The 22,757-nt window shown below is 54.9% G+C and carries 20 protein-coding genes and 1 tRNA gene; 11 read left to right on the plus strand and 10 right to left on the minus strand.

The window, feature by feature from the left end:
- From BHW66_RS03630 to BHW66_RS03640, 3 genes are all read left to right on the plus strand, one after another.
- Positions 1-291, plus strand: a 291-nt coding sequence (locus BHW66_RS03630) for a hypothetical protein (protein WP_286688908.1), incomplete at its 5' end; no start/stop codon positions are given.
- A gap of 84 nt (positions 292-375) precedes the next feature.
- Entirely contained in the window at positions 376-768 is a 393-nt protein-coding gene (locus BHW66_RS03635) for a hypothetical protein (protein ID WP_128153673.1), read from the plus strand.
- Positions 769-987: 219 nt separating this feature from the next.
- Positions 988-1,527 carry a hypothetical protein gene (locus BHW66_RS03640; RefSeq protein WP_286688909.1) on the plus strand — a complete coding sequence of 180 codons (540 nt, stop codon included), beginning with the start codon at positions 988-990 and terminating at the stop codon, positions 1,525-1,527.
- 629 nt (positions 1,528-2,156) lie between these two features.
- Here BHW66_RS03640 and BHW66_RS03645 read toward each other — a convergent pair.
- The 3 genes from BHW66_RS03645 to BHW66_RS03655 all read right to left on the minus strand — a co-directional run bounded on the left by BHW66_RS03645 (position 2,157) and on the right by BHW66_RS03655 (position 4,785).
- Positions 2,157-2,231 (minus strand) — tRNA-Gly (locus BHW66_RS03645).
- Between the two features lie 283 nt (positions 2,232-2,514).
- Positions 2,515-4,035, minus strand: coding sequence for a proline--tRNA ligase (gene proS, locus BHW66_RS03650; protein ID WP_253822291.1), 1,521 nt, complete (start codon positions 4,033-4,035; stop codon positions 2,515-2,517).
- A gap of 57 nt (positions 4,036-4,092) precedes the next feature.
- The gene (locus tag BHW66_RS03655; protein WP_102732764.1) at positions 4,093-4,785 is read right to left on the minus strand and encodes a site-2 protease family protein; all 693 of its coding nucleotides are present in this window, start codon (positions 4,783-4,785) and stop codon (positions 4,093-4,095) included.
- A gap of 103 nt (positions 4,786-4,888) precedes the next feature.
- On the opposite strand from BHW66_RS03655, the gene BHW66_RS03660 reads away from it, so the two are divergent.
- The 6 genes from BHW66_RS03660 (at position 4,889) to BHW66_RS03685 (ending at position 10,899) form a co-directional block, all read left to right on the plus strand.
- Positions 4,889-5,608, plus strand: coding sequence for a hypothetical protein (locus BHW66_RS03660; RefSeq protein WP_253822292.1), 720 nt, complete (start codon positions 4,889-4,891; stop codon positions 5,606-5,608).
- A gap of 72 nt (positions 5,609-5,680) precedes the next feature.
- A complete protein-coding gene (locus BHW66_RS03665; RefSeq protein ID WP_232051430.1) occupies positions 5,681-6,592 on the plus strand; it encodes a sugar phosphate nucleotidyltransferase in 912 nt (303 codons plus the stop codon).
- 12 nt (positions 6,593-6,604) lie between these two features.
- Positions 6,605-7,699 carry an aminoglycoside phosphotransferase family protein gene (locus BHW66_RS03670; RefSeq protein WP_065529434.1) on the plus strand — a complete coding sequence of 365 codons (1,095 nt, stop codon included), beginning with the start codon at positions 6,605-6,607 and terminating at the stop codon, positions 7,697-7,699.
- Between the two features lie 26 nt (positions 7,700-7,725).
- On the plus strand, positions 7,726-8,652 hold the full coding sequence (locus tag BHW66_RS03675) for an NAD-dependent epimerase/dehydratase family protein (protein WP_253822293.1): 927 nt from the start codon (positions 7,726-7,728) through the stop codon (positions 8,650-8,652).
- A gap of 502 nt (positions 8,653-9,154) precedes the next feature.
- Positions 9,155-9,412, plus strand: a complete 258-nt coding sequence (locus BHW66_RS03680; RefSeq protein WP_286688910.1) for a hypothetical protein — start codon at positions 9,155-9,157, stop codon at positions 9,410-9,412.
- A 107-nt stretch (positions 9,413-9,519) separates the two neighbouring features.
- Positions 9,520-10,899, plus strand: coding sequence for a replication-associated recombination protein A (locus tag BHW66_RS03685; RefSeq protein ID WP_102735826.1), 1,380 nt, complete (start codon positions 9,520-9,522; stop codon positions 10,897-10,899).
- A gap of 230 nt (positions 10,900-11,129) precedes the next feature.
- Here BHW66_RS03685 and BHW66_RS03690 read toward each other — a convergent pair whose 3' ends face one another.
- From BHW66_RS03690 to BHW66_RS03710, 5 genes are all read right to left on the minus strand, one after another.
- The gene (locus tag BHW66_RS03690) at positions 11,130-12,347 is read right to left on the minus strand and encodes a hypothetical protein (RefSeq protein WP_102738459.1); all 1,218 of its coding nucleotides are present in this window, start codon (positions 12,345-12,347) and stop codon (positions 11,130-11,132) included.
- Between the two features lie 16 nt (positions 12,348-12,363).
- Positions 12,364-14,592, minus strand: a complete 2,229-nt coding sequence (locus tag BHW66_RS03695) for a discoidin domain-containing protein (RefSeq protein ID WP_180975871.1) — start codon at positions 14,590-14,592, stop codon at positions 12,364-12,366.
- Positions 14,593-14,700: 108 nt separating this feature from the next.
- On the minus strand, positions 14,701-15,294 hold the full coding sequence (locus tag BHW66_RS03700) for a manganese efflux pump MntP family protein (RefSeq protein ID WP_161994255.1): 594 nt from the start codon (positions 15,292-15,294) through the stop codon (positions 14,701-14,703).
- Positions 15,295-15,794: 500 nt separating this feature from the next.
- The gene (locus BHW66_RS03705; protein ID WP_102734188.1) at positions 15,795-16,559 is read right to left on the minus strand and encodes a PhzF family phenazine biosynthesis protein; all 765 of its coding nucleotides are present in this window, start codon (positions 16,557-16,559) and stop codon (positions 15,795-15,797) included.
- 400 nt (positions 16,560-16,959) lie between these two features.
- A complete protein-coding gene (locus BHW66_RS03710) occupies positions 16,960-17,670 on the minus strand; it encodes a GDSL-type esterase/lipase family protein (protein ID WP_161994121.1) in 711 nt (236 codons plus the stop codon).
- Positions 17,671-17,810: 140 nt separating this feature from the next.
- Here BHW66_RS03710 and rpoN point away from each other — a divergent pair, with 140 nt between their 5' ends.
- Positions 17,811-19,208: an RNA polymerase factor sigma-54 gene (gene rpoN, locus BHW66_RS03715; RefSeq protein WP_215440103.1), complete on the plus strand. Its 1,398-nt coding sequence runs from the start codon at positions 17,811-17,813 to the stop codon at positions 19,206-19,208.
- 149 nt (positions 19,209-19,357) lie between these two features.
- The gene (locus BHW66_RS03720; protein ID WP_102738179.1) at positions 19,358-20,512 is read left to right on the plus strand and encodes an MFS transporter; all 1,155 of its coding nucleotides are present in this window, start codon (positions 19,358-19,360) and stop codon (positions 20,510-20,512) included.
- Positions 20,513-20,530: 18 nt separating this feature from the next.
- Here BHW66_RS03720 and BHW66_RS03725 read toward each other — a convergent pair whose 3' ends face one another.
- Positions 20,531-21,523: a hypothetical protein gene (locus tag BHW66_RS03725; protein ID WP_286688911.1), complete on the minus strand. Its 993-nt coding sequence runs from the start codon at positions 21,521-21,523 to the stop codon at positions 20,531-20,533.
- Positions 21,495-22,637, minus strand: coding sequence for a metabolite traffic protein EboE (gene eboE, locus BHW66_RS03730; RefSeq protein WP_102732754.1), 1,143 nt, complete (start codon positions 22,635-22,637; stop codon positions 21,495-21,497). Before eboE ends, BHW66_RS03725 begins: the two co-directional genes overlap by 29 nt.
- Positions 22,638-22,757 lie beyond the last annotated feature (120 nt).

The following is a 22,757-nucleotide window of genomic DNA, read 5'->3' on the forward strand; positions in this document are numbered from 1 at the left end:
TTGGAAACAGTGGAAAAGGATTTGGAACTCCATAAGATATTTGCCCGGCATGGAATGAAATTAACAGGCGATGGAGCTTCCTGGAGAAGTAAAACTTGTCAGATCTGTTTCGTTGTCGAAGACGGAACGAATGCCCGGATTCCTCCGGAAGTTGAGGAGTATCTGTTAAACAATCCTAACCTCGTGAAAGGCTGCCGTATCGAAGTACAAATCATGGCACCTCCAAATAATGGTTATCCTTACACTACTTATTGTGAAAAAATATATTTTCCTTGGAGACTTTTCTATTAAATGAATAGAAATGAAGGACATATTATGGAAAAGTCAATCAACATGAAATAGATGCTATTTAAAAAAATATCGAATGTCCATGCGATGAAAATCAATAAATATATTTCAATATTCTTTATCATTTTATTTTCAATATTGTTGATTGATTGTGCAATATCTGAAGAAAATAAAAATCAACATATGGAGCCAGGTCGAATTATCTTGAGAGATCTGACTAAAAATTTACAAGTCATTGTAACATTTGGTCATTCCTCCCGGGGAACACAAGAAATTATACTTAAAGAAAATCAGCATATAAAATTCTTTGGCATTGATTTTGTCCTGCGTAAAGGTATTTTATACGCGAAACGAGATAAAGAAGAAAAGGTTTTCCTTTCTCCTGGATCATATTATATAGACATATCTCCTATAGATGGGACATGGGTGTCGGGTAAAGTACATACTCCTTTTGAGGGGAAATATCATCCCAAACAATAATTGGCATGAATGTAAATTTATGCCAATTGTTTAATTGAGTAGACATGCTCAATATTTTTTTTCTGATTCAGTTATTTAATTTCGGAATTATGTAGAATAATCTTGCTGTAAGATTTCTAGAATATTCTTGATGTTGATATTCAGTAAATTGCTTCGATAAAAAATCGGGAAGGTCAACGAAACAAGACTAAAGTAAATAATGCCGATAAATTATTTACAATGAAAAAGAAAATATGGATTGTAATAGGAATAGCCGCTCTTTACTTCATTTATTTACCGTTCTCCCTCTTCTGGTCGGGCATAGATAAGGGAAACGGTATGAAGAGGAGTGTAACTCTGTTGAAAACAGTGAAAAAGGATTTGGAACTCCATAAGATATTTGCCCGGCATGGAATGAAATTAATAGGCGATGGAGCTTCCTGGAGAGGTAAAACTTGTGAGATCTGGTTCGTTGTCGAAGACGGAACGAATGCCCGGATTCCTCCGGAAGTCGAGGAGTATCTGTTAAACAACCCTGACCTCGTGAAAGGCTGCCGTATCGAAGTGCAAATCAAAATTCCCCCTGAATCAAAAGAAGAGCCTTACAGGGTTTGTTGCGAAAAAATATATTTTCCAGCGGAATTATGTTCCCTATTTCTACGGGAATTGCTCTGCTTGTCTTATCTTTTTCTAATTCTTGATGGAGGGAGCCAGATTCTCATCGTTGCCGACCGACTTTCTGCGGCAGTTGATGAACGAAGCGTTATAAGATTATTTTAAGCATGTGCCATCATTGATCCTGTTTCCTATAGTTTGTGTAACGCTATTCGACAAAAACATTCGCTTTTCTGTCTACAATGAGACGGAAACCCATATGAAAGAGTTGTACTATACACACGACACGTTCAAGAACACGAACGCTCTATCTGGGGAATCGTTCAGGACAGTGTGCTTTGCACGAATACGCTTCTTATGGTCAGTCTGGCCGTCAAGAGAGAATAGAACGTGGCAGGAATGAAACTGTCGCTGATTCTTCAGCGAATATTCGAATGCTTAGATGAGGAAACCTGATTTGCGTTATATCATTCCGCGTATGACAGATGGCGTCAGGTTCTTGATACGGTGATCATTAAGTCCGCCTGTGTCCCGGAGGATAAATACTGAATCATTAAGCAATAATACAGGATGCGCCTGTGATAACCGGCAACGTCTGCAATGTTGACGGAGGCCGCCTTTCGACAACATTTCCATGAAATGCATGGAGGAGGGTCGTTCGGTGGGCCTCACCAGAGCAGATGAAAATGTTTCCTGGAACGGTGTTGCAATAGGGGGGCAGGTTTTTCTGTACGAACCATAATATAAAACCCGCACATCATCAACATTTGTGCGGGCCTTTTGCTATAAAAAGTTGGAGCGGATGATGGGATTCGAACCCACGACATCAACCTTGGCAAGGTTGCGCTCTACCCCTGAGCTACATCCGCTTGGAACGATTGGAGCCTTACGGCGTCCGTGTGCCAAAAGTATATAAGGTTTTTTTGCCTTGGCAAGATTTTTTTAGAGAAAAATCCTGTTTTGCCGACATGTGTGCGTTGTTGCCGGCGTATGGGGCAGGAGAGGGGAGAATTCTGCCCTGTGGGGTATGCCGCTCCGTTTCTTGTTCATGCCGTTTTTGGGGAAAGTGGAGAGGCGTAAAAAACGGGATTGTTCCGAAAAGGCCCGTTTTGCCTGTCTTGGAACAATCCCGTTGAAAGGGGGTGTCAGGGTTCAGTAGCTTCTGGCCCAGAGAACACGGCGTTTCGTCATGCGTCCGGTGAGGATGCAGGGTGCCGGCTCGCCGCGGCCCAACTCGCCGAGCGGGATGCAGCGGATGGAAATGCGCAGCCGTTTAGCCAGTTCTTCTTCTTCTTCCGGAGACCCGTCCCACGGCACCTGGAGCCAGTCTGCATCTCCCTCTCCGGAGAAGTTTTCTTCCAATTCCCGCAGAGTGGAGGCGGGGCGGATATGGGAGTCCCGGAAGGCAATGGCCCGCTGAAGCAGGGTGTCCTGGATGCTTTGGAGAATATCCGCAGCGGTATCGATCAGTTCCGTTTCCGGGACGAAGGATTTTTCATTGGAGGACCGGTCGCGCCGCTGAAGGCAGACGGAGCCTTTTTCTAGGTCCCGGGGGCCTATTTCCAGACGCACGGGCACGCCTTTTTTCACCCATTCCCATTTCTTGGCTCCGCCGCCCAGGTCGCGCCTGTCCACCAGCACGCGCAGCGGCTGGCCGTGGAAGGTTTTGGCGCGGAGGGTGCGCGCCAGTTCTTCGCAGTGGTCCAGAACGGCCTGGCGGCTTTCTTCCTTGGGTGTGACGGGAATGATGACGATTTGCTGGGGAGCGACGCGGGGCGGGCAGACGAGTCCGTCGTCGTCGGAGTGCATCATGATGAGCGCTCCGATCATGCGGGTGGAAACGCCCCAGGAGCTTGTCCATGCGAATTGCTGGGTGTTGTCCCTTCCGGCGAAGCAGATGTTCTGGGACTTGGAGAAATTCTGCCCCAGAAAGTGGGAGGTCCCTGCCTGGATGGCCTTGCGGTCCTGCACCATGGCTTCCACCGTGTAGGTTTGTTCCGCGCCGGGGAAGCGTTCCGCCTCCGTCTTTTCCCCTGGAATGGTGGGGATGGCGAGCACGTCTCGCTGGAATTCTTCATAAACCTTGTGCATGGTGAGGGTTTCCTCAATGGCTTCCTCGCGGGTTTCATGGGCCGTATGCCCTTCCTGCCACAGGAATTCCGCCGTGCGCAGGAAGATTCGGGGCCTCATTTCCCAGCGTATCACGTTGCACCACTGGTTGACTTTGAGGGGCAGGTCCCGGTAACTGGAGGTCCAGCGGGCGAAAGCCGCGCCGATGACGGTTTCCGAGGTGGGCCGGATGACGAAGGGTTCCGTAAGCTCCCCGGTGGGAATCATGCGTGTCTTGCCGGTGGCTTCATCCTTTTGCGCTTCCAGCCTGTGGTGGGTGACTACGGCGCATTCCGTGGCGAAGCCTTCGGCATGCTCCGCTTCCTTTTCCAGATAGGAGATAGGAATCAGGAGGGGGAAATAGGCGTTCGTATGGCCGGTGTCCTTGAAGCGCTGGTCCAGGTCCTTTTGAATGAGTTCCCAAATGGCGTAGCCCCATGGCTTGATGACCATGCAGCCGCGCACCTCGGAATTTTCCGCCATGTCGGCGGCCTTGATGACTTGCTGGTACCACTCGGGGAAATCCTGGGCGCGGGTAGGGGTGATTGCGGTTTGCTGAGACATATTGGATGGTTTGTTGAATAGAACGGGCAGGGCCCGCGAAGGAAACTCGGAATAATATTAAAAGGGGGCGTTTTTGTATTCCCGGTAATTGCTGTAGGCGAAGAGGGCCATGAAGATGGGGATAAAGTAGCCGTGGAAGAGCTGGAAACTGAGCAGTCCGATGAGGATGGCCGTGATGAATCCGGTCATGAATACTTTCCTGGGGGAGCGGATGTACTGTGCGATCAGCTGGCCGCCGTCCAGGGGGTAGATGGGCAGCAGATTCAGGATAGTCCACCATTCTCCAATCATGATGAGGCAGGAGAGAATGTACAGCTTGGGGGAGATGAGCGCTGCTGTGAAGGGGCTGATGGCCAGGTCCCAGAAGTTCAGGTTGTAAGAAGTCATGACTGGAGCGACGATGTTCCAGGTGAGCCCCAGGCTGATAATGCCCAGCAGCAGGGTCATCATGGGGCCTGCCAGAATCATGAGGGCCCGCCCTCCGCGCGTCAGTTGCATGCCATGGCTGCTTGTCAGGCCGCCGAAGAGTTCCAGAACAATCGTCTGCTGGCCGCCGCCCAGCTTGCGGCCCACCAGCGCGTGCCCCATTTCATGGGACAGGATGGCGACGAAGCCGGCAATGACGAACAGGGCCGGATAAATGAGATCTTCCACACTGCTGATGCTGAGGGCACCGCCGAAAATGGCCAGCACCACCCAGAAGCTGGGGCGGATGTAAACAGGTATCCCGAACAGGGTGAAATGAACCATGCGCGAGAGGGTAAGGGCAGATTTCCGTTTTGCCAAGCCCGGAGAATGTGCATGCACCGTTTTGGCGTTGGAGCGGCGCAGCGAATTGTGTTAAAAGTCTTTCATGAGGCTGTTTTCCATCATCCTGTGCTGTGCCGTGCAGGCCGTCCTGGGGTATGACGGGCCGCCGCCCCTGACGGAGGTGGACGGCCGTTCCCCCATCCGCATGGGCGGGGAGATGCTTGGCGGCTACCGTTCATACTATGTCCACCGGGGGGAAAAGATGGGGGCTGATTCCACGGAGGGCCAGATTTCCGGCGGAGCCTCCCTGTCTGATTCCTGGGCGGTGAGCGGGGAACTTTTCGCCATCCGCAACTGGCAGGGCCGCCATTTCAGTCAGGCCACTTTACACGGGGAAGTCCAGTATTATCTGGCGGACGAATGTACGGCCGGGCTTTTTGTCAACGGGCAGTGGTACGATTCCTGTCCCCTGAAGAACGGGACGGAGCCGGGCCTGTCCCTTAAATGGAATCCCACCCCTTCTTGGTCTTTCCGCGGTTCCTTCCTGTATGATTCCGGACAGGAGGGTGCATATTCCCAGTGGGGCGTTACCTGGCAGCCCCTGCTGTGCGAATCCGTCGCCATGGTGAATACGGTTTCCTTGGGTTTTGCCCACGATTATCTGGGGAGGAACGGCTTGAAAGAGCTGATGGTGCGCACGGGGGCGCTGTGGGCCGTTTCCGGCGGTCTGCGGGTGGAGCCTTTCCTGGGGTGGTATTGCGGCTACGGGCGGGACGATTTCAAAAAAGTAGTGCTGGGGCTTTGGTGCTCTTACGTTTTTTAACGGGCGGATTTCTCCGGTTTTCCGGCATTTTCCTGTTGCCAAACGGGGAGGCTTGGTCATAATGGCCTGCGTATGATGAAGCCTACACTTCTTGTTTTAGCAGCTGGCATGGGCAGCCGTTACGGCGGTCTCAAGCAACTTGACCCGATGGGCCCCAACGGGGAAGTAGTTCTTGACTACTCTGTTTATGATGCCATCCGGGCCGGTTTCGGAAAAGTGGTATTCATTATCCGCCGTGACTTTGAAGATATTTTCAAGGAAAAGGTCGGCAGCCGTTTTGCCGGCAAGATTGAGGTGGATTACGCTTTCCAGTCCCTGGACGACCTGCCGGAAGGCTTCTCCGTGCCGGAAGGCCGGGAAAAGCCCTGGGGCACCGCCCACGCCCTGCGTGCCGCCCGCCACGTGGTGAAGGAACCCTTTGCCGTAGTGAATGCGGATGACTTTTACGGTGCGGACGCTTTTGTGCAGGCCGCCAAGTTCCTGACCTCCACTACGGATGAACCCGGCAAGGCCCATTACGGCATGATCGGCTATCCGCTGAAGAACACCCTCTCCGACAACGGGGACGTGAACCGCGGCATTTGCTCCATCAAGGGCGGCCTTCTGGATGGCGTGGAGGAATTCGTGAAAATCCAGGCTGACGAAGACGGCGTAGTGCGCGGTAACAACCTGAAGGGCGAACGCCTGCCGGTGGATCCTGCAGAACTGGTTTCCATGAATTTCTGGCTGTTCTCCCCCTCCTTCATTGAACTGACGGAGGATCATTTCATTGACTTCCTGAAAGAACACGGCCAGGAACCCAAGAGCGAATGCTTTATTCCCACCGTGGTGGACGCCCTGATTCATGCGGACCGGGCGGATTGCGCCGTTCTTCCCACTTCTTCCTCCTGGTTCGGCATGACCTATCCGGGGGACAAGCCCATGGTTGTGGAAGGCATCAACAAACTTATCCAGCAGGGCGTATACCCTGAAAAGCTCAACTAAGCCTTTTTCCCTATGCACGATCTCAAGGCTGTATCAACCCTGTTCGATCTCCGCGGCGATTTTGTCCACGGTTATTCCTACGGCAGCGGCCACATCAATGACACCTACTGTATCTGGGTGGATCAGGCGGGACAGCGTATCCGCTACATCCTCCAGCGCGTGAACCATAATGTGTTCAAGCAGCCCATCCCTCTGATGGAGAACGTAAAGCGCGTGACGGACCACGCCCTGAAGCGCCTGAAGGAGGAACAGTGCCCGGAAGCTTACCGCCGCACTCTCACGCTGGTTCCCTCCGTGGACGGCAAGCCGTACGCCCTGGATTCGGACGGCAACTGCTGGCGCGTGTACCCGTTCATTGAACGCGCACGCACGTATGACCAGATTGAAACTACCAAGCAGTGCCAGGAAGCGGCGCGCGCCTTCGGCGAGTTCCAGAAGCTCACGGCAGACCTGCCCGGAGAGCCTCTGTTTGAAACCATTCCCAATTTCCACAATACTACTTCCCGCCTGGCGGCTCTGAAAGAAGCCATCCAGTCCGACCCCCTGGGGCGCGTGAAGGAAGTGCAGAAGGAAATAGACTGGTACCTTTCCCGTGAGTCGGACTGCCATCTGGTGGTGGATTACCTGAAATCCGGGGAATTGCCCCTGCGCTGTACGCACAATGATACCAAGCTGAACAATGTGATGCTGGACGATGTAACCGGAGAAGGCATTTGCGTGATTGACCTGGATACCACGATGCCCGGTTCCGCCATTTACGACTTCGGCGACATGATCCGGACGGCCACGTCTCCCGCCGCGGAAGATGAAAAGGACGTCTCCAAGGTCACGATGCGCATGTTCATGTTTGAAGCTCTGGTTCAGGGTTACCTGAGTTCCGCCAAGAGTTTCCTGACGCCTCTGGAAAAGAGCCTGCTGCCGTTCTCCGGCAAATTGCTCACGATGGAATGCGGCATCCGCTTCCTGACGGACTACCTGTCCGGTGACGTGTATTTTAAAATCCACCGTCCGGAACACAACCTGGACCGCTGCCGCACGCAGATGGCCCTGGTAGAATCCATTGAGGCGCAGATGGATGAAATGAAGGCCATTGTGGACCGCTATTAACCAATATCTACCAACATCGGAAAAACATGAAGATTCTCGTAACCGGCGGCGCCGGATTCATCGGTTCCCACATTGTGGAACACTATCAGGATAAGGCGGAGGAAATCCGTGTGCTGGACAACCTGCGCACGGGCTATCTCAGGAACCTGGAAGGGCTCAGGCACACGTTCATCGAAGGTTCCATCTGCGACCGGGAGCTGGTGCGCCAGGCGGTGCAGGGAGTGGACTATATTTTCCACATGGCCGCGCTCGTCTCCGTGCCGGAATCCATGAGCAAGATCAGCGAATGCATCGACATCAACGTCAACGGTTTGCTGAACGTGCTGGAGGAAGCTTCCGCCGCCGGAGTCAAAAAAATCGTGCTGGCGTCTTCCGCCGCCATTTACGGAGACAATCCCACGGTGCCCAAACTGGAAGCCATGTACCCGGAGCCCAAGAGTCCCTATGCCATTACCAAGCTGGATGGGGAATACTACCTCAACATGTTCCGGGCGGAAGGAAAAATCAATACGGCAGCCGTGCGCTTCTTCAATGTCTTCGGCCCCCGGCAGGACCCCAAGGGCTCCTATGCTGCGGCCGTGCCCATTTTCATTGAAAAAGCTGTCAAAGGAGAAGACATCACCGTGTATGGGGACGGCTCCCAGACGCGCGATTTCATTTATGTGAAAGACATTGTAGGAGCCCTTACCTTTGTGGCGGAACACCCGGAAGTCACCGGAGTGTTCAATGCCGGTTACGGCGGCCAGATCACCATTGAAGAGCTGGCGCAGAACATCATCAAGGCTGCCGAGTCTTCCTCCAAGGTGCTTCATGCCCCGGAACGTCCGGGAGACGTCAAGCATTCCCGCGCCTGTGCGGACAAGCTCCGCAATGCCGGATGGCAGCCCAGGCATACTTTGCCGGAAGGCCTGGCGACGACGCTGGAATACTTCAAGGGCATTCTGGGCAGGTAACCTTCTGTAATTTCCGGTTTTATATTACCCCCGGACTGCCTCCGCTCCTGCAGCGGAGGCAGTCTTTTTTATGGGAAACCGGGGCTGTGTATGACAAATTGAACGGGTGTTGAAATTCGGATGATGCAAAAAGACTTTTTTATCATGGGAAAAGACGAAGAGCAAGTGTCCGAAAAAGGGAAAAATTATTTATAATCAAGAGCGTTTCATGAATTTTCAAAGCCTTTTGGTTTGACAATAAGGTAATGGGCGGAAACCGATATTCCGTATTTGTTAGAGAGGAAAATTTTCTGCGGAAAAAATCCGGGCTGGCATTGAATGTTATTGACGGAAGAAAGGCGTAATAATAGAGACTTCGGGCGATATGTATTTCTTCAGAGATTCTTCTGCCAAGCAATTGCCTGCGTTTAAAGATCCCTGTTTCGAATTGGCCATGGCCCGCCGGAAGGAGGAAGCCCGCTAGGGATGGATACCTTTTGCCATATTCGTCTTCTTTTTGCTTGTGTACCGCTTCTTTGGCCTTGTCATGCCGAGCAATAATGCGGACGGCTCGCAGTCATGGCTCTTTTTGCTGGTGCTGGCGGGCTGGGGGCTCCTGGGTCTCGTCCACATGGTTGTGATTCCCATCTGGATGCTGATCGCCTCCCTTCATTACTGGGAGGTGAACCGCAGGGGATTGGCTGTTGCGGGGCTGCTGTTCAGCATTTTGGCTCCTGTCAGCATGGTTTTCATGCTGTCCTGCTGGTCCATGTTTGGATAAAGGTGCATTTTCCGTCCTGAGGGGGGAACGGTGTCGCTTCCGCCAAACTTTCAGGATTCCGGGGATTGGCCTTTTCTCCGGCCTTTCAACCGGGTAAAGTGTTTCCGATGGATTTGTTCAGTTTACAGGAAGCGGAAGCGAGGGAAGGCTTTGAGCCCGGGGCGGACACTTCCGCCATGCCGCTGGCCGCGCGCATGCGCCCGCGCACCCTGGATGAAGTGGCCGGGCAGAAGCATCTGCTGGCTCCGGGTAAGCTGCTGAGACGGGCAATTGAGACGGACCGGTTTACGTCCCTGATTTTCTACGGGCCTCCCGGGTGCGGAAAAACTACTCTGGCCGCCGTCATCGCCCGGACGACGAATGCCCATTTCATGATGCTCAACGGCGTGGAATCCAATGTAGCGGACATCCGGGAAAAAATAGCCCAGGCGCAGATGAGGATGAGCATGCACGGGCGGAAAACCGTTCTTTTCGTGGATGAGCTGCACCGGTTCAACAAGGCTCAACAGGATGTTCTGCTTCCCCATCTGGAAAAGGGTACGGTCAGGTTTATCGGGGCGACCACGGAAAACCCCTATTTTGCGATTAACTCCCCCCTCCTGTCACGCTCCCAGGTTTTTCCGCTGGAGCCGGTGCCGGAGGAGGAGCTGGCCGCCCTGCTGAAGCGCGCCCTGGCGGATGAGGTGCGCGGGCTGGGCGCATCCCGCGTGGATATGGAGGCGGAAGCCCTGAACCATTTGGCCGCCAAAGCGGACGGAGACGCCAGGAAGGCGCTCACGGCTCTGGAAGTGGCTGTTCTGTCCACTCCTGCGGGGAAAGACGGCGTCATTCATGTGGACATCTCCGTAGCGGAGGAATCCATCCAGCGCAAGGCTATCAGATACGACCGCCTGGGGGATTCCCATTACGATACGATTTCCGCTTTCATCAAATCCATGCGCGGCTCTGACCCGGACGCCGCCCTGTATTGGCTGGGTATGATGCTGGAAGCCGGGGAGGATATCCGCTTTATAGGAAGAAGGCTGGTCATCGCCGCGTCGGAGGATGTAGGGCTGGCGGATTCCAACGCCCTGCGCGTAGCTTTGGACGCGGCGCGCGCGGCGGAAATGGTCGGCATGCCGGAAGCACGCATTCCTCTGGCGCATGCTGCGGTTTACCTGGCGACGGCCCCCAAGAGCAATTCCGCCTACGTGGGCATCAATGCCGCCATGGATGACGTGCGCAATGGGAAAACGCTGGCAGTGCCGGAACACCTGCGGACGCCAACGCGCAAGAAGCTGGCTGCCGCCGGAGGCGCGGACGCCGCCAGGCTGGAATACCTTTATTCCCACGACTATCCGGAACATTACGTACCCCAGGCCTACCTCCCGGAAGGCCGCGTGTATTACACCCCCACCGGAAACGGGCTGGAACTGAGGATCCGGGAACGCATGGAATACCGCCGTCAACTGGCGGAGAACGCCGGGGAAGGCGGGAAGAAGGGGTGACTTCCTTTGAAGGCGCGGGAATGGGAAGAACGTTTCCCTTATTGATCCCTTGAAGCTGCCGGGAATGTTGTTCGGCCTGAACCGGCAAAAGGCAGGGAAAGAGGGGATGATTTCGCTTGAGAGCCGGTTGGAAATTCTTATCCCTCCGTAAAAAAGGCAGGACATCCCTTGGGGATGTCCTGCCTTAGTGAAGGTTGTGGTATGGCGGTTTTGTTGTTTGCCGGCAGGAATCAGGATTCCTTGGTCACGATGATGTCGCAATCCGCATCAAACCAGCCGTGGCCCTGGCAGTCGAAAACCAGGTCCGGCTTTTCGGAACCGGAGAGGCGCAGGGTGAATTCGCGCCCGTTTTTGTCCTGTCGGTCCTTGGGCAGTTCGCTGACTACGCGGTTGCCCTTCATGAAGCGGGGGTTGCGGATATTGCAGCCGCCGCTGTTCATCTTGAAGGTGATCTTGTAGTTTCCGGGGCCGTCAAGCATGCTGCTGACGTTGACGCGGGTAGGCGTCAGTTCCGGACGCAGGTCGTAGCCTGTGAAGTGAGGACTTTTCAGGGTGACGGGTTCCGTCAGGTAGCGGTAGTAGTTCTGGGCGCCTATTCCCATGAGGGTTTTAGGGGATATCCTGGCGATGTCCGTCAGGGTCTTCAGCGCCTGGTCCTTTTTCCCCTCATTGCGGTAGAGCCAGAACCTGGCCGCCATGACCTGTTGTTTTTGAAGGGGAGTCAGGCCGGGGGTTTTGAGCTGTTTGTTTACATAGGCATGGGCGGTTTTGTAATCCTTTGGACCGCCGTCTTTGGCGGAATCATTCACCATTCTCTGCACTTTTTCGATGTAGGGCAGATGCCTGAACGTGTATTTAAAGTGCACTCCCTTGATGTCTTCCGGATCCGCCTTCTTGATTTTTTCCAGAATATCCTTTCTGGAAGAGGCCGCATAAGGAGGAAGCTGCTGAAGCCCTTCTCCGTAAAGAAGGGCCGCGGCCGTTCCGGATGAAGCGGCGGCTTTTTCCCACAGGGCATTGGCCTTGTTTTGCTGTTTTACGGCTTCCATTGCCTGCTTCATGACGGCTGGCAATGTTTCCCTGGAGACGCCTTCCGACAGGAATACCATGTTTCCGGTGGGGGAGACCACCTGGATGGCGGGGATGTTCCAGATTTCCCCCGGGGGCTTGGGCAGTTTCTGCTCTTCTTCCGTCATTTCTTCACGCTCGTCCTGGATACACCAGAGCACGGGTTCCGGGGAGTTCTTGGCCAGATGTTCCACAGCGCGGGTGATTTCACGTGATTTTGGGGACCAGTCCGTGCCGGCCCATACGACGATCATGTATTTATTGACGGTTTTCGCCTCGTCTTTCACGGCGCTGTAAGCGGGGAGAGCCGCCTGGACGGGGGCGGACAGGAAGAGGGCTGCGGCCAGCAGGCCGGAAACGGGATTGAAGTGATGAAGCATGGCGTTAATGGAGAATTTATTTTTCGTAAACGAGGATATGGCGCAGGTGCATGAATTCCGGCTGTGCGTTTTTGGCTTCCACCTTGATCCACTTGGCTTTGGTGCCTTCCGGAGCGGTGATGACCCATTCCTTGGGCATGTTTTCCGTGGCGGCCAGGGGGAACCAGGTGGCTCCGTCCGTGGACGTGGAGACCTCCATTTTCTTCATCCGGTTTTCATTGCCGTCGCGCTTGGTGACTACCAGCCCGGCCAGATTCACGCCGTTTTTCAGTTCTACAATAACGTTCGGATTGGACTCTTTGTCCGTATGCTGGGCGCCGCCGCAGGGACGCAGCAGGTTGATATGGTCCCAGGGGCTGTCCCACTGGCTCGTGGTGGAGCACCGGACCATGCCGTCTGCGGGCACCAGTTTCCAGCCCTGCGGAATGGACGCCTTGACCGTATTGTTCGTCGTATTGGCGCCGGAGAAAGAGGCCGCCGCTTTGCTCAAGGCCTGGAAGGCCGGAATGGAGCGGGCCGTTTCCGTGGCATAGATGGCTTTGCCGTAGGCTTCCTTCAGCTTTTTGGGGTCGGGGGCTTTCCCGGAGGTCCCGGTTTTTCCCGTTTGCTGGGCTACCTTGGCGAATGCGTTGGAGAACACGTCCGCCTGTCCGTTTTCCACAAAGTTTTTCACGCCCCATTCCAATGCCTGGCCAAAGTTGGTGCCGTCCCCCGTTTTCAGGTGGGTGGATAGGACGGTTTCCAGATAGGCCGCTTTTTCCTGCGGATTTGCCAGGAAGGCGGATTGGGAGTCCAGCACGGGCTGGAATTTCACTGCCCATGATGTGGGAGTGGTGGCGATGGCTTCATGCAGGTCCCGGAACCAGGCAATCCGGTCCGCGGGCGGAATATCCATCAGGAATTTATTCTGCACGTCCTTGAGGATGTCGAATGCGGCAAAGCCGTTGCCCTGATAGTGGGAAAGGGCGTCCTTGGCGTAAACGTACCAGTCGACAGGCTGCATGCCTTCCTTTTCCATCAGCAGGCGTTGAAGTTCCGTGCGGAAGAACGGGTGCAGCGGTGTTTGCCTGAGCGCTTCCTCCCATGCCTGGATGGCCTTGTCCTTGTTGCCGGAAGCTTCGTCCAGTCGGGCCTGGGCGGCCCACAGGTAGGCCTGGTCCGCCTTATCGTTGTCCGCAAAGACATTTTCCATCAGCAGGTAGGAAGTCGGAGCCTGGGAGCCGAAGATATGGTTGTGCATGCCTCCGTCCGGTCCGCCGAAGCCGCCTTTCCATTCCCCCCGCTTCACGCGCACCGCGTACGCGCAGTGGCCGGGCTGCCCTACCGGATAGGCCGGGATGCCGTGGGCCTGGGCCGCTATGGTGCCGAAGTAGGAGAGGCCGCCGCAGACGCCGCCGATGATCTGCGTGTTTTCCGCAGTCGTGTGAAGATCCCTCCACGGCACGTAGAAAAGCGGCCCCTGAATGGTATCGCCAAAGAAATTATGGCCCGTATAGGGGGCGGCCCAGCAGGCGGCCGTGTACCGCCGCCAGGGGAGGTTGACATGTTCGTTGCTCCATTCGTAGGATTTATCGTCCCAGGGACTTCCCACGACGAAGCGCATTTCCCATGGGCGCAGTTTGATGAATCCCGGATGCAGCTTGTTTTCCTGATGCAGTTTTTTGAAAATCCGGTAGCGGCGTACCGGATTGCTGTTGGCGGAGTTGGTTTTAAGCCTTCCCGCTACGGGGCCGGTGGAAAAGACAGAGGCCAGTCCGGTGGCCAGGGATTGGTAATTCCGGAAATCCGGGCTCTTGCCGTCCGTTTTCCAGATGTCGGAAAGGATTTGAAGGCCTGCCGGTGAATTTTCCGGAATCAGGCCCGCTCCAAGATAAAGCTCCATCCACGCCGGGTCCTGTAAAAAGGTTTTGATGAAAGCGGCATCCTGTGCGCTTTTGGAGAAAACGGCTTTCACTTTGTCCGGTCCCGTGACGCGCAGAAGTTCGTGCATGTCCAGCAAATGGCGGTACTGCCTGTTCTGGAGCAGTTTTTGTTCGGATTTCGTTTGTTCTCCAGCCTTCAGGAGGGTGGAGCGCAGTTCCGTCTGTAGACCGTCAAAGTCTCCGGAGGCAATTTTTTGTGCCAGGGGCGCCGGCAGACGGCTGGAGGAGGCCGGCGTTTCCGTTTCAATTTCCGTCGGGCCCTGCGCCGTGCAGACGGGCGCCGAGAGCAGGGAAGTGCAGAGAAGAAGATGTGAAATATTCATGTGGAAGGGATTACTTGATAATAGCAGAAAGAGGGGGGAGGGGACCAGTGCGTTTTTCGACTTATTACGATGCCGGAAGGACGTTTTTATCATCCTTCGCGGCATATTTCAGCACAAATGGTCACAGAGCATTTTGACGCCCAGGCCGATGAGGATGAGCCCGGCTCCCGCTTCCAGATGAAAGGTCGGAAAGCGGTGCAGCCGTCTGGTCAGGAAAAAGCCGGCCGCCGTGCACAGGAAGGTGGTGAAGCCGATGGCGGCGGCGGGGAGAAGCACCGCGTGGAGGGTAGGGTCGGTTCCACACTGGGCGGATGAAAGGTAAATGCTGACGCCCGCTACCAGCGCGTCGATGCTGGTGGCGATTCCCACAGCCATAAGGGTAGGAAGCGTCAGGCTGGTGACGTGGGGCATATCCTCTTCTTCGTTGCGGTGATTCCAGCCTTCGCGGAGGACGTTGACCCCGAGGAAGGTGAACACGGCGAAGCCCAGCCAGTGGTCCCAGGCCGCAATATACCGGTGCACGGAGCCTGTAAGCAGAAAACCCAGCACGGGCATCAGGAATTGACCGGCCCCGGTGGACAGGGAGAGCTTGATTCCGTTGCTCAAACGCTTTTGCTTAATGAGCAGGCCGTAGGAGAACGCCACGACGAAAGCGTCCACGGAGAGGGCAAAAGCCAGGAAGATCAAGTCGGCAAGCGGCATGCTCATTGCGGAGAGGCACTCTAGGATATCCCCGGGAAAAAGCAATTTTTTTGTTCCTTGCGCTTTTTCCTGATTCCAAATGCGGCACAGGCGGGTCGGCTGGATTCCTGCTTCCGGCCGGAGGATTTGGTTGTTTCATGATTTTTTGTTGTATTTCCTATAAAAACACACCCGTAAAGACACAAGCATACCGGATGGAAGTTTGAAAAAATATTCACTTTTGCTACATGGTATGATTCACGTTTGGGGATATGATATTCTGCGGCGGATGTGTTTTTTGATATAGACCTCGTCGGAATTTGTCGGCATGCTTTGTGCTTCATGGCAGTTATTCCCGTTGGCCGCCATGTTTGAAAGCATAGTTGCATTATTTTTTAGGGAATAAAAGAACGGCGGCCTTGATTGTTCAAAACCGCCGTTTGTGTCATTGGGCATGTATAATTTCTGTCGAACGACGTTTTTTTTCGTCGCCCGGCATATGTTCTTAACCTATTGACGCTTCATCTTGATTGTGTTTCGGCAATGGAATATAAGGCTGCTTTTCCTGCTAATTTTACCCGTGCTCCATCCATGCGGCAATAAAGTGTTCCACCGCGTTTGGAAGCCTGATAACCTATGATGTTGTCTTTTCCCAATCTGTTCGCCCAGTAAGGTATAATGTGACAATGACCGGAACCACAAACGGCATCCTCCGGCACTCCGCATTTGGGGGCAAAGGTACGGGAAACGCAGTCAGTTTCCGCACCTTTTGCGGTTACATGGAGCAAAAGACCGTTCAGGGCATGAACTTTTGATAGATCCGGATTGAGATGTTCGATTATTTTTACATCATCAAACACGCATAAAAGGTCACGCCCCATATACGCTTCTCTGGGGGTAGCGCCGATAGCGTCGATCATTTGCTCCGTTACGGGAACTGATTTTAATTCATAGGCGGGGAAATCCATTTCATAAAGATCACCATGCCGTTCTACCGCCAAATCACCGCTTAAAGTTTGAAAAACAACTTTTGCCGCTTCTTTTTCATGGAAGTTCAAAATAACATAGGCACAGGCTAATGTCGCATGACCGCATAAGTTAATCTCTCCACCGGGGGTGAACCACCGCAGATGATAGCTCCCCCCCTTTTTGACAGCAAAGGCCGTTTCTGAAAGATTGTTTTCAACGGCCATATTTAACATCAATTCCCCGGACGGCCATTGTTCTAAAATGCAAATCGCCGCGGGATTTCCATGAAAAACTTTGTCAGTAAAGGCGTCTATGATATATTATCTCGTTATAATATATTTATTCCAAATCAACTGCAACTTCGGTTCTGCGCAAAATTTTCAGACGCGGGCCCTGGCATCCATGCAGCTTTTTGCGGGCTTGGCGGTAAATACTTTCCATGCTCCGTATTGCTTTTGTATCTTAACCGTTTATTAAAGCGGGCTCCCCAAAGTCCGGACGTTACTCATAAGCATTCAGGGCGGAGCCGCCGGGAAAAATGAATTGATGGACATGAGTGGTGCTTTTCAGGCTCCATAACCGCAGTTTCAAAATGAAGGCTGGACAGTTGTTGCTGCGTAAGCTTCATCATTGATTGACAAATATGTTCCCGAACCGCACGCATGACTGGCGGAAGGGGGCATTCCGACAGTCATGCGTCGAGGATGGGAAAGAAAGCTATTTGCAGTATTTTTTGATATAGGGCAGCACGGCGTCTGCCCAGATGGCGTAGCCTTTTTCCGTAAAGTGCAGGTTGTCCCTGCTGATGCCGGGGAGCAGTTTGCCGGAGGAGTCCAGAAAGCGCCTGTTGATGTTGGCGTAAGTGGTGCGGGGCAGCTTGCACTGGGCCAGAATGGCGTTGATGCGGTCATTGTGCTGGCGCAGCTTGTCCTGGGGGCCTGTGCCGCGCGGGAAAATGCCCAGCAGGAGGACGTGGGTGTCCGGGAACCTGACCAGCAGGTGTTCAACGGTACCCAGAATTCCCATGGCCGTTTTTTCCGGGGCTTCCCCTCCTTTGAAATAACCGGTATTGTTGGTGCCGATCATGACGATGCAGAGTTTGGGGTCCGTCTGGGCCGGGATGCCGGAATCCGTGATGCGGTAAATCAGGTTGGTGGTTTGGTCCCCGGAAATGCCGAAATTGCAGGGATGATAGGGGGAGAACGCCTTTTCCCATATTGGTTTTCCTTCCCTTTTCCAGTAGTCCGTAATGGAATCTCCTAGGAAAAGGACGCCGCAGGGGTTGTTCTTTATTTGTTCCACCTGCTGTTCATATTGCTTCCTCCACCATTGGGGCTGTTCCCGTGGCAGCGGAGTCAGAGGGGACGGCGCAGCCGTTGAGAGAAGGGAGGCCAGCAGGGAGAAAGAAAGTATATGTAAGATCTTCATTGGCATTTATTGTATGAACGTTTTCCAAAAACACCACATGAAAGTGGTGGCCTTTTTTGCTGCTGCGGTGTGCGGGCAGCTTTTGCTGCAGGGTGTTCCCCCTTGCCAGATTCCGGGGGGTGGTGTAGCTTGTGGGCGGTATGAGTGAGGTATCCCTGCAGCATGGAATGACGCGCCAGATGGCCGTCTCCCAGTCCATGCAGACAGGGATGCAGATTCTTCAGGCTTCCGCTTTGGAATTAAGGCAGATTATCCGTCAGGCGCTGGAAACCAATCCCATGCTTGATGAGTTGCCGGACGCTTCCCCGGAAGCGCTGGAAGACGGTCCGGACGGGGATGCTTGGAATGAGCGGGAGGACGGGTGGAACGAGTTTACGGCGGAAGGCCGCCTGTCTGGGGACGCGGCCGCCCGCCGTGATTTCATGTATGAATCCGTCGTGGCTCCGGAATCCCTGAAAACCCATTTGATGGATCAGGCGCAGCATTCCGCATTGACGGGCCGCGCCCGGGACGCCCTGTTCCTGCTGATTGACGCTTTGGACGAACGCGGGTTTCTGACGGAGTCTCCGCAGGAGCTGGAAGAGCAGGGGTGTTTCAGCATGCGGGACATGGAGGAAGCTCTGGCTGCGCTGAGGGAAATGGACCCGCCCGGAGTGGGGGCGGCGAATTTAAGGGATTCCCTGCTGATCCAGCTTGAACAGCGCGGTTTGAAGCGTTCGCTTGCTTTCCGCCTGGTCAAGCGCTGCTGGCGGGAACTGGCGGCGCACAAGTATGAGGAAGCCGCACGCCTGCTGGACGTGGAACCGGGGGCCGTGGCGGCGGCTCTGGAGGTGATTAGGAGCCTGACTCCTGATCCAGGGGGAGCCTACGCCCCCGGCGGAAACCCTCATCTGCTGCCTGACGTCATTGTGGAGGAGGGGCCTTCCGGCGTGCTGGAGGTTATCCTCACTTCCGAGTATCTTCCGCGCCTGTCCATGAATGAACGGTATATGGAGTTAATGGCTGAGGGTTCCGGAAGCCGGGAGCTGAGGCAATATCTCCGCAGGGCGTTCCGTGAGGGACAGGAGCTGTTGCGGGCTTTGGATATGAGGCAGGAGACCGTTTTGCGCCTGGCCCGTGTCATTGTGCGGAGGCAGGAGGATTTTTTCAGGTCCGGCCCGTCCCGCCTGAAGGCCATGGGCATGGAAGAAGTGGCGGAGGAGATGGGGGTTCATGTTTCCACGGTTTCCCGGGCGTGCCGGGACAAGTACCTGTTGTGCAAGTGGGGGATGAAAGAGCTGAGATCCTTTTTCAGTGCGGGAGTTCCGTCTGAAGGCGGCGTTTCCCCGGAGGGTGCGGCCTCCGGAGCCGTGGCTTCCGGAGCCGTCCAGGAGCTGATGCGGCGGCTGATTGCGGAGGAAGATTCATCCAAACCCCTCAGTGACGCCGGGCTGGCGGCCGCGCTGCGAGAAAAAGGGGTGAACATCGCCCGCAGGACGGTGGCCAAATATCGGGAGCAGATGAAGATACTGCCCGCTTCCCTGCGCCGGGGAATATGATAGTCCCTTATATTTTGAATTGTTTATTAACAATTTTACAATCAATGTATTGTGTCTTTTGTTGATGGGGCTCTTTTTTTGTTTTTCTTTCCGACGGAAGAGGCGGTTGACTGATGCGGCTTTGGTGCTATAGTCCTCGCTTTATCGTGATGCGTACATTTACCTGGCCTATTGCCCTGCTGCTGGCGGGGCTTCTTTTCCAGACAGTGGCGTTTGCCGTATTGAATACGGTTGTTCCCCTGTGGATGGAGCAATTTGATGCCGCCACCTGGGAGGCAGGGCTGGTGGGGGCTTTCTTTTTTCTCGGGAACCTGGCCGGAACGCTGCTGGCTGGCGGCGTGATTCGACGGGCCGGGTTCAAAGGAAGTTACCAATATGCATGCTTTTTATGTGCAGTGTCCACCGTTCTGCTGCCTGTGTTTCCCGGCGTGCCGGCCTGGAGCGGCCTCCGGCTGCTGGCGGGGATCAGCTGCGCCCTGGTCTGGGTGGTGGTGGAAAGCGCCCTGCTGAGGGCCGGAACGCTGCAAACCCGCGGCATTCTGCTGGCTTCCTATATGGTGGTTTATTATCTGGGCACGGTGCTGGGGCAGTTGCTTCTGGGCTGGTTCCCCAGCGATATGCCCCTGATTGTGACGGAAGTCTGCATTTTATCAGTGGCGGGCATGGTTCCGCTGATGTTTGCGCGTCTGGAGCCGGGCAATGGACAGGTTTCATCATCCTCCCATATAGAGATTCGGACACTGCTGAGACGCCGCAGCGTCTTTCTGGGTGTTGTGGGATGTGTGATTTCCGGCGTGGTATTGGGTACTATTTATTGCCTGATGCCCCTGTTCCTGAAGCACCAGGGAATGGATCACTCTTCCGTGGGATACTGGATGGCCCTGCTGATTGCCGCTGCCATTCTGGGGCAGTGGCCCATGGGGCGGCTGGCGGACAGGTACGGCCGCGCTTTCGTCATGAAATGCCAGTCCCTGCTGGTGGCGGCGGCCTGTGCCGGGCTGATGCTGAAGGGGGGGCTGATGGCTCCCTCCCTGATTGCTCTGGGGCTGGCCGGATTTTCCCTGTACCCTGTTGCCATGGCCTGGGGATGCGAGGAAGCTTCCCGGGATGAACTGGTGACTATGAACCAGCTTCTGCTGTTGAGTTATTCCCTGGGCACGCTGGCCGGCCCTTCCCTGACTTCGTTCCTGATGCAGAGGTATTCCGACAATTGGATGCCTATGGTTATTGCGCTGGTGGCCCTTTCCTTCATGCCTGTGCTGATGCTGGGCGGCGGCCACGGAAGGAGAAAGCTGTCCCGGTAACGGGGAGAGAGGGAAACGTCAGGATGCTTTTTCGCCTTGGCCGGCGTTTTTTGCCGGTTCGGGCGCGTCGTTGTCCGCTATCTGGTGAATCATGTCCGTCAGCGCCTGCACATACTCTTCCGTACGGGCATCCGTGACGGGATACTTGCTCCGGCAGGAGACCGTGGGAATGCCCAGGACCGCGTAATGGCGGTCATTGCCTGTGAGGGCGGAAGGTTCCCGGTAGAAGGTAGTGGGCGCCTGCTCCCAGGATTTGGCGAAGGGGGCGGCGCACTGGCCTGCAAATTTCTTGCCGTGCGGGGTGGTCGTGAACAGAACGGCTTCCCGGGAGGCTTCCGGGCCCGGCTGTTTTCGTTCCCCTCCGGCATCCAGCTTCTGGGGTTCCAGATTGATCATGCCCAGGATGTTGGTTGCTCCAATGCTGCCGCTTAGGGTGCCGGCATGCACGCAGGCTCCGGAAGAGATGGATTTCCCTGCGGGCTCCGCTCCGTTCGCGTATGCGACAAAATAGATATTGTGATTGGTGGGGATGTCTTTCAGGCCTCTTGCCGTCTCCAGCAGCAGGGCCGTTCCGCTGCCGTTGTTGCGCCGTCCGCTGGAATCATAATTGGCTCCCACGACGATGCTTTGATTGTTGGAATACAGGCCGGGCTTGTAAACCAGGATGTTGTAAATGGCCGCTCCTTTTTTCACGTTTCCTCTGGATACGGGCTGCATGGTGACGGCGTACCCCATGTCCGAGAAATTCCCGGCGATGTATTTGGCGGCGGCTTCCATGGATTTGGGCTGGCTGGCGTTTCTTGCCCCGATGTCTTTTTGCAGGACTTCCGTGTGTTTTTCCATGCGTGCGCCCAGGGTCCGCGGCGTTTCCTGCCCCCCGGAGGAAAACATGGGAAGAAATGTGCAGGAGGAAAGACCGGTGGACAGCAGCAGGAATCCGGAAGACAGGACGGCGGAGGGATGCATGCGGGGCATCATGGCTTTACAGGGTTTCAATATAATGCAGTTCACGGGCAATCTGGGCTGCCAGGGGGATTTTCATGTGGTCCGGCAGGACGCTCCAGGTATAGGTTTCCACTTCCAGATGCGGCTGCGGGCCTTTGCGGGATCGGAGGAAATTGCGTGTTTTCAGGATGAATTCTTCCGTACCTTTCAAGGGTGTTTCCGGTGAAGCGTACAGGGGAATGTGGTAATGGATGCGCCATTGGGAATCCCGCATTTCCTCCGCATAGTCCCGTCCATAGGCCAGGGCATTGGGCAGATCCGGGAAAAGCATGACGCCTTCCCGGTGGAGGATGCTGGTCTGATGGAAATAAACGCCGTCGTCAAACTGCCGGAGGCGTTCCAGGTCTTCCTCCCCGCATATGCGGCATTCCAGGGCGTTGGAGAATTGCACTTTGCAGAGGGCGATGTTGTTTTCCTCCCAGGCGGAGAGGGTGAATTCCGGTTCTTCCCGGAGAATGGCGAAATGGCAGGTATCGTATGTCAGCCCCAGGTGGCGTTCGATAAGTTCGGGACGGCGGGAACGGTTGCGAAGGCCGTTGAAAAAACGGATGGCTCCATCCGTATCGTGAAAATGGCCGAAGGGTTCCGGTTCCAGCCCCAGCTGCATCAGGCGGCCGGTCTGCCTGCCCAGCACATCCAGGAATCCGCTCATGGCGTCCAGCCGGGAAAAGATGCGTTCTTCATCCGCATGAAACCAGCTGTGCGAGGCAGGGAGCGTGCTGACGGTCAGCCTGTCAGCCTGTTCGTCTCCAATGAGTGCCAGAATGCGAAACAGGTTGCAGGTGTATTCAAAACGTTCCGGTGTAGTCCAGTCCGGCTGGAAAACGCGTTCTTTCACGCGCTGCCCGTGGAAATTTCCGTAAGGGAACCCGTTAAGGGTTTCCACGCGCGCGCCCTGGTCTTCCAGCCATGATTTCAGGGTTTCCGCGGCGTGCGGCGTTTCCAGAAGTTCTGCCGCCGCCCTGGCGGACAGGCGCAGGCCGATGCCCAGGGGGAGATTCTTCAGAGGGGAGTCCATCGCCGCAAGTTCCTGCCTGATGCGGGGAACGCAGGTGAAAAGGGCTTCCCTGGTTTCCGCCCAGGATTCGGCGGGATGAATATTGGTGCAGTAGGAAAGCATGGAGGCGTGTGCGATGTAAAGGGAACGGCGGTTCGCTGCGGGATGTTTCCCACGTTTATATACAGCTCAGCGGAGAAAGAAAATTTCACGGAATTCCGCTTTTTGGCGCCATACGGGGGC

The sequence above is a fragment of the Akkermansia sp. 54_46 genome, assembly GCF_001917295.1.
Taxonomy (GTDB): Bacteria; Verrucomicrobiota; Verrucomicrobiia; order Verrucomicrobiales; family Akkermansiaceae; genus Akkermansia; species Akkermansia muciniphila.

Bases quoted from the DNA above. Each gene is read 5' to 3' on its own strand.
- BHW66_RS03655 (WP_102732764.1), bottom strand. From the start codon at position 4,785: ATGGTTCATTTCACCCTGTTCGGGATACCTGTTTACATCCGCCCCAGC.
- BHW66_RS03695 (WP_180975871.1), bottom strand. From the start codon at position 14,592: ATGAATATTTCACATCTTCTTCTCTGCACTTCCCTGCTCTCGGCGCCC.
- BHW66_RS03670 (WP_065529434.1), top strand. From the start codon at position 6,605: ATGCACGATCTCAAGGCTGTATCAACCCTGTTCGATCTCCGCGGCGAT.
- BHW66_RS03690 (WP_102738459.1), bottom strand. From the start codon at position 12,347: ATGCTTCATCACTTCAATCCCGTTTCCGGCCTGCTGGCCGCAGCCCTC.
- BHW66_RS03720 (WP_102738179.1), top strand. From the start codon at position 19,358: ATGCGTACATTTACCTGGCCTATTGCCCTGCTGCTGGCGGGGCTTCTT.
- BHW66_RS03675 (WP_253822293.1), top strand. From the start codon at position 7,726: ATGAAGATTCTCGTAACCGGCGGCGCCGGATTCATCGGTTCCCACATT.
- BHW66_RS03685 (WP_102735826.1), top strand. From the start codon at position 9,520: ATGGATTTGTTCAGTTTACAGGAAGCGGAAGCGAGGGAAGGCTTTGAG.
- BHW66_RS03665 (WP_232051430.1), top strand. From the start codon at position 5,681: ATGATGAAGCCTACACTTCTTGTTTTAGCAGCTGGCATGGGCAGCCGT.
- rpoN (WP_215440103.1), top strand. From the start codon at position 17,811: ATGAGTGAGGTATCCCTGCAGCATGGAATGACGCGCCAGATGGCCGTC.
- proS (WP_253822291.1), bottom strand. From the start codon at position 4,035: ATGTCTCAGCAAACCGCAATCACCCCTACCCGCGCCCAGGATTTCCCC.
- eboE (WP_102732754.1), bottom strand. From the start codon at position 22,637: ATGCTTTCCTACTGCACCAATATTCATCCCGCCGAATCCTGGGCGGAA.
- BHW66_RS03640 (WP_286688909.1), top strand. From the start codon at position 988: ATGAAAAAGAAAATATGGATTGTAATAGGAATAGCCGCTCTTTACTTC.
- BHW66_RS03635 (WP_128153673.1), top strand. From the start codon at position 376: ATGAAAATCAATAAATATATTTCAATATTCTTTATCATTTTATTTTCA.
- BHW66_RS03700 (WP_161994255.1), bottom strand. From the start codon at position 15,294: ATGCCGCTTGCCGACTTGATCTTCCTGGCTTTTGCCCTCTCCGTGGAC.
- BHW66_RS03660 (WP_253822292.1), top strand. From the start codon at position 4,889: ATGAGGCTGTTTTCCATCATCCTGTGCTGTGCCGTGCAGGCCGTCCTG.
- BHW66_RS03710 (WP_161994121.1), bottom strand. From the start codon at position 17,670: ATGAAGATCTTACATATACTTTCTTTCTCCCTGCTGGCCTCCCTTCTC.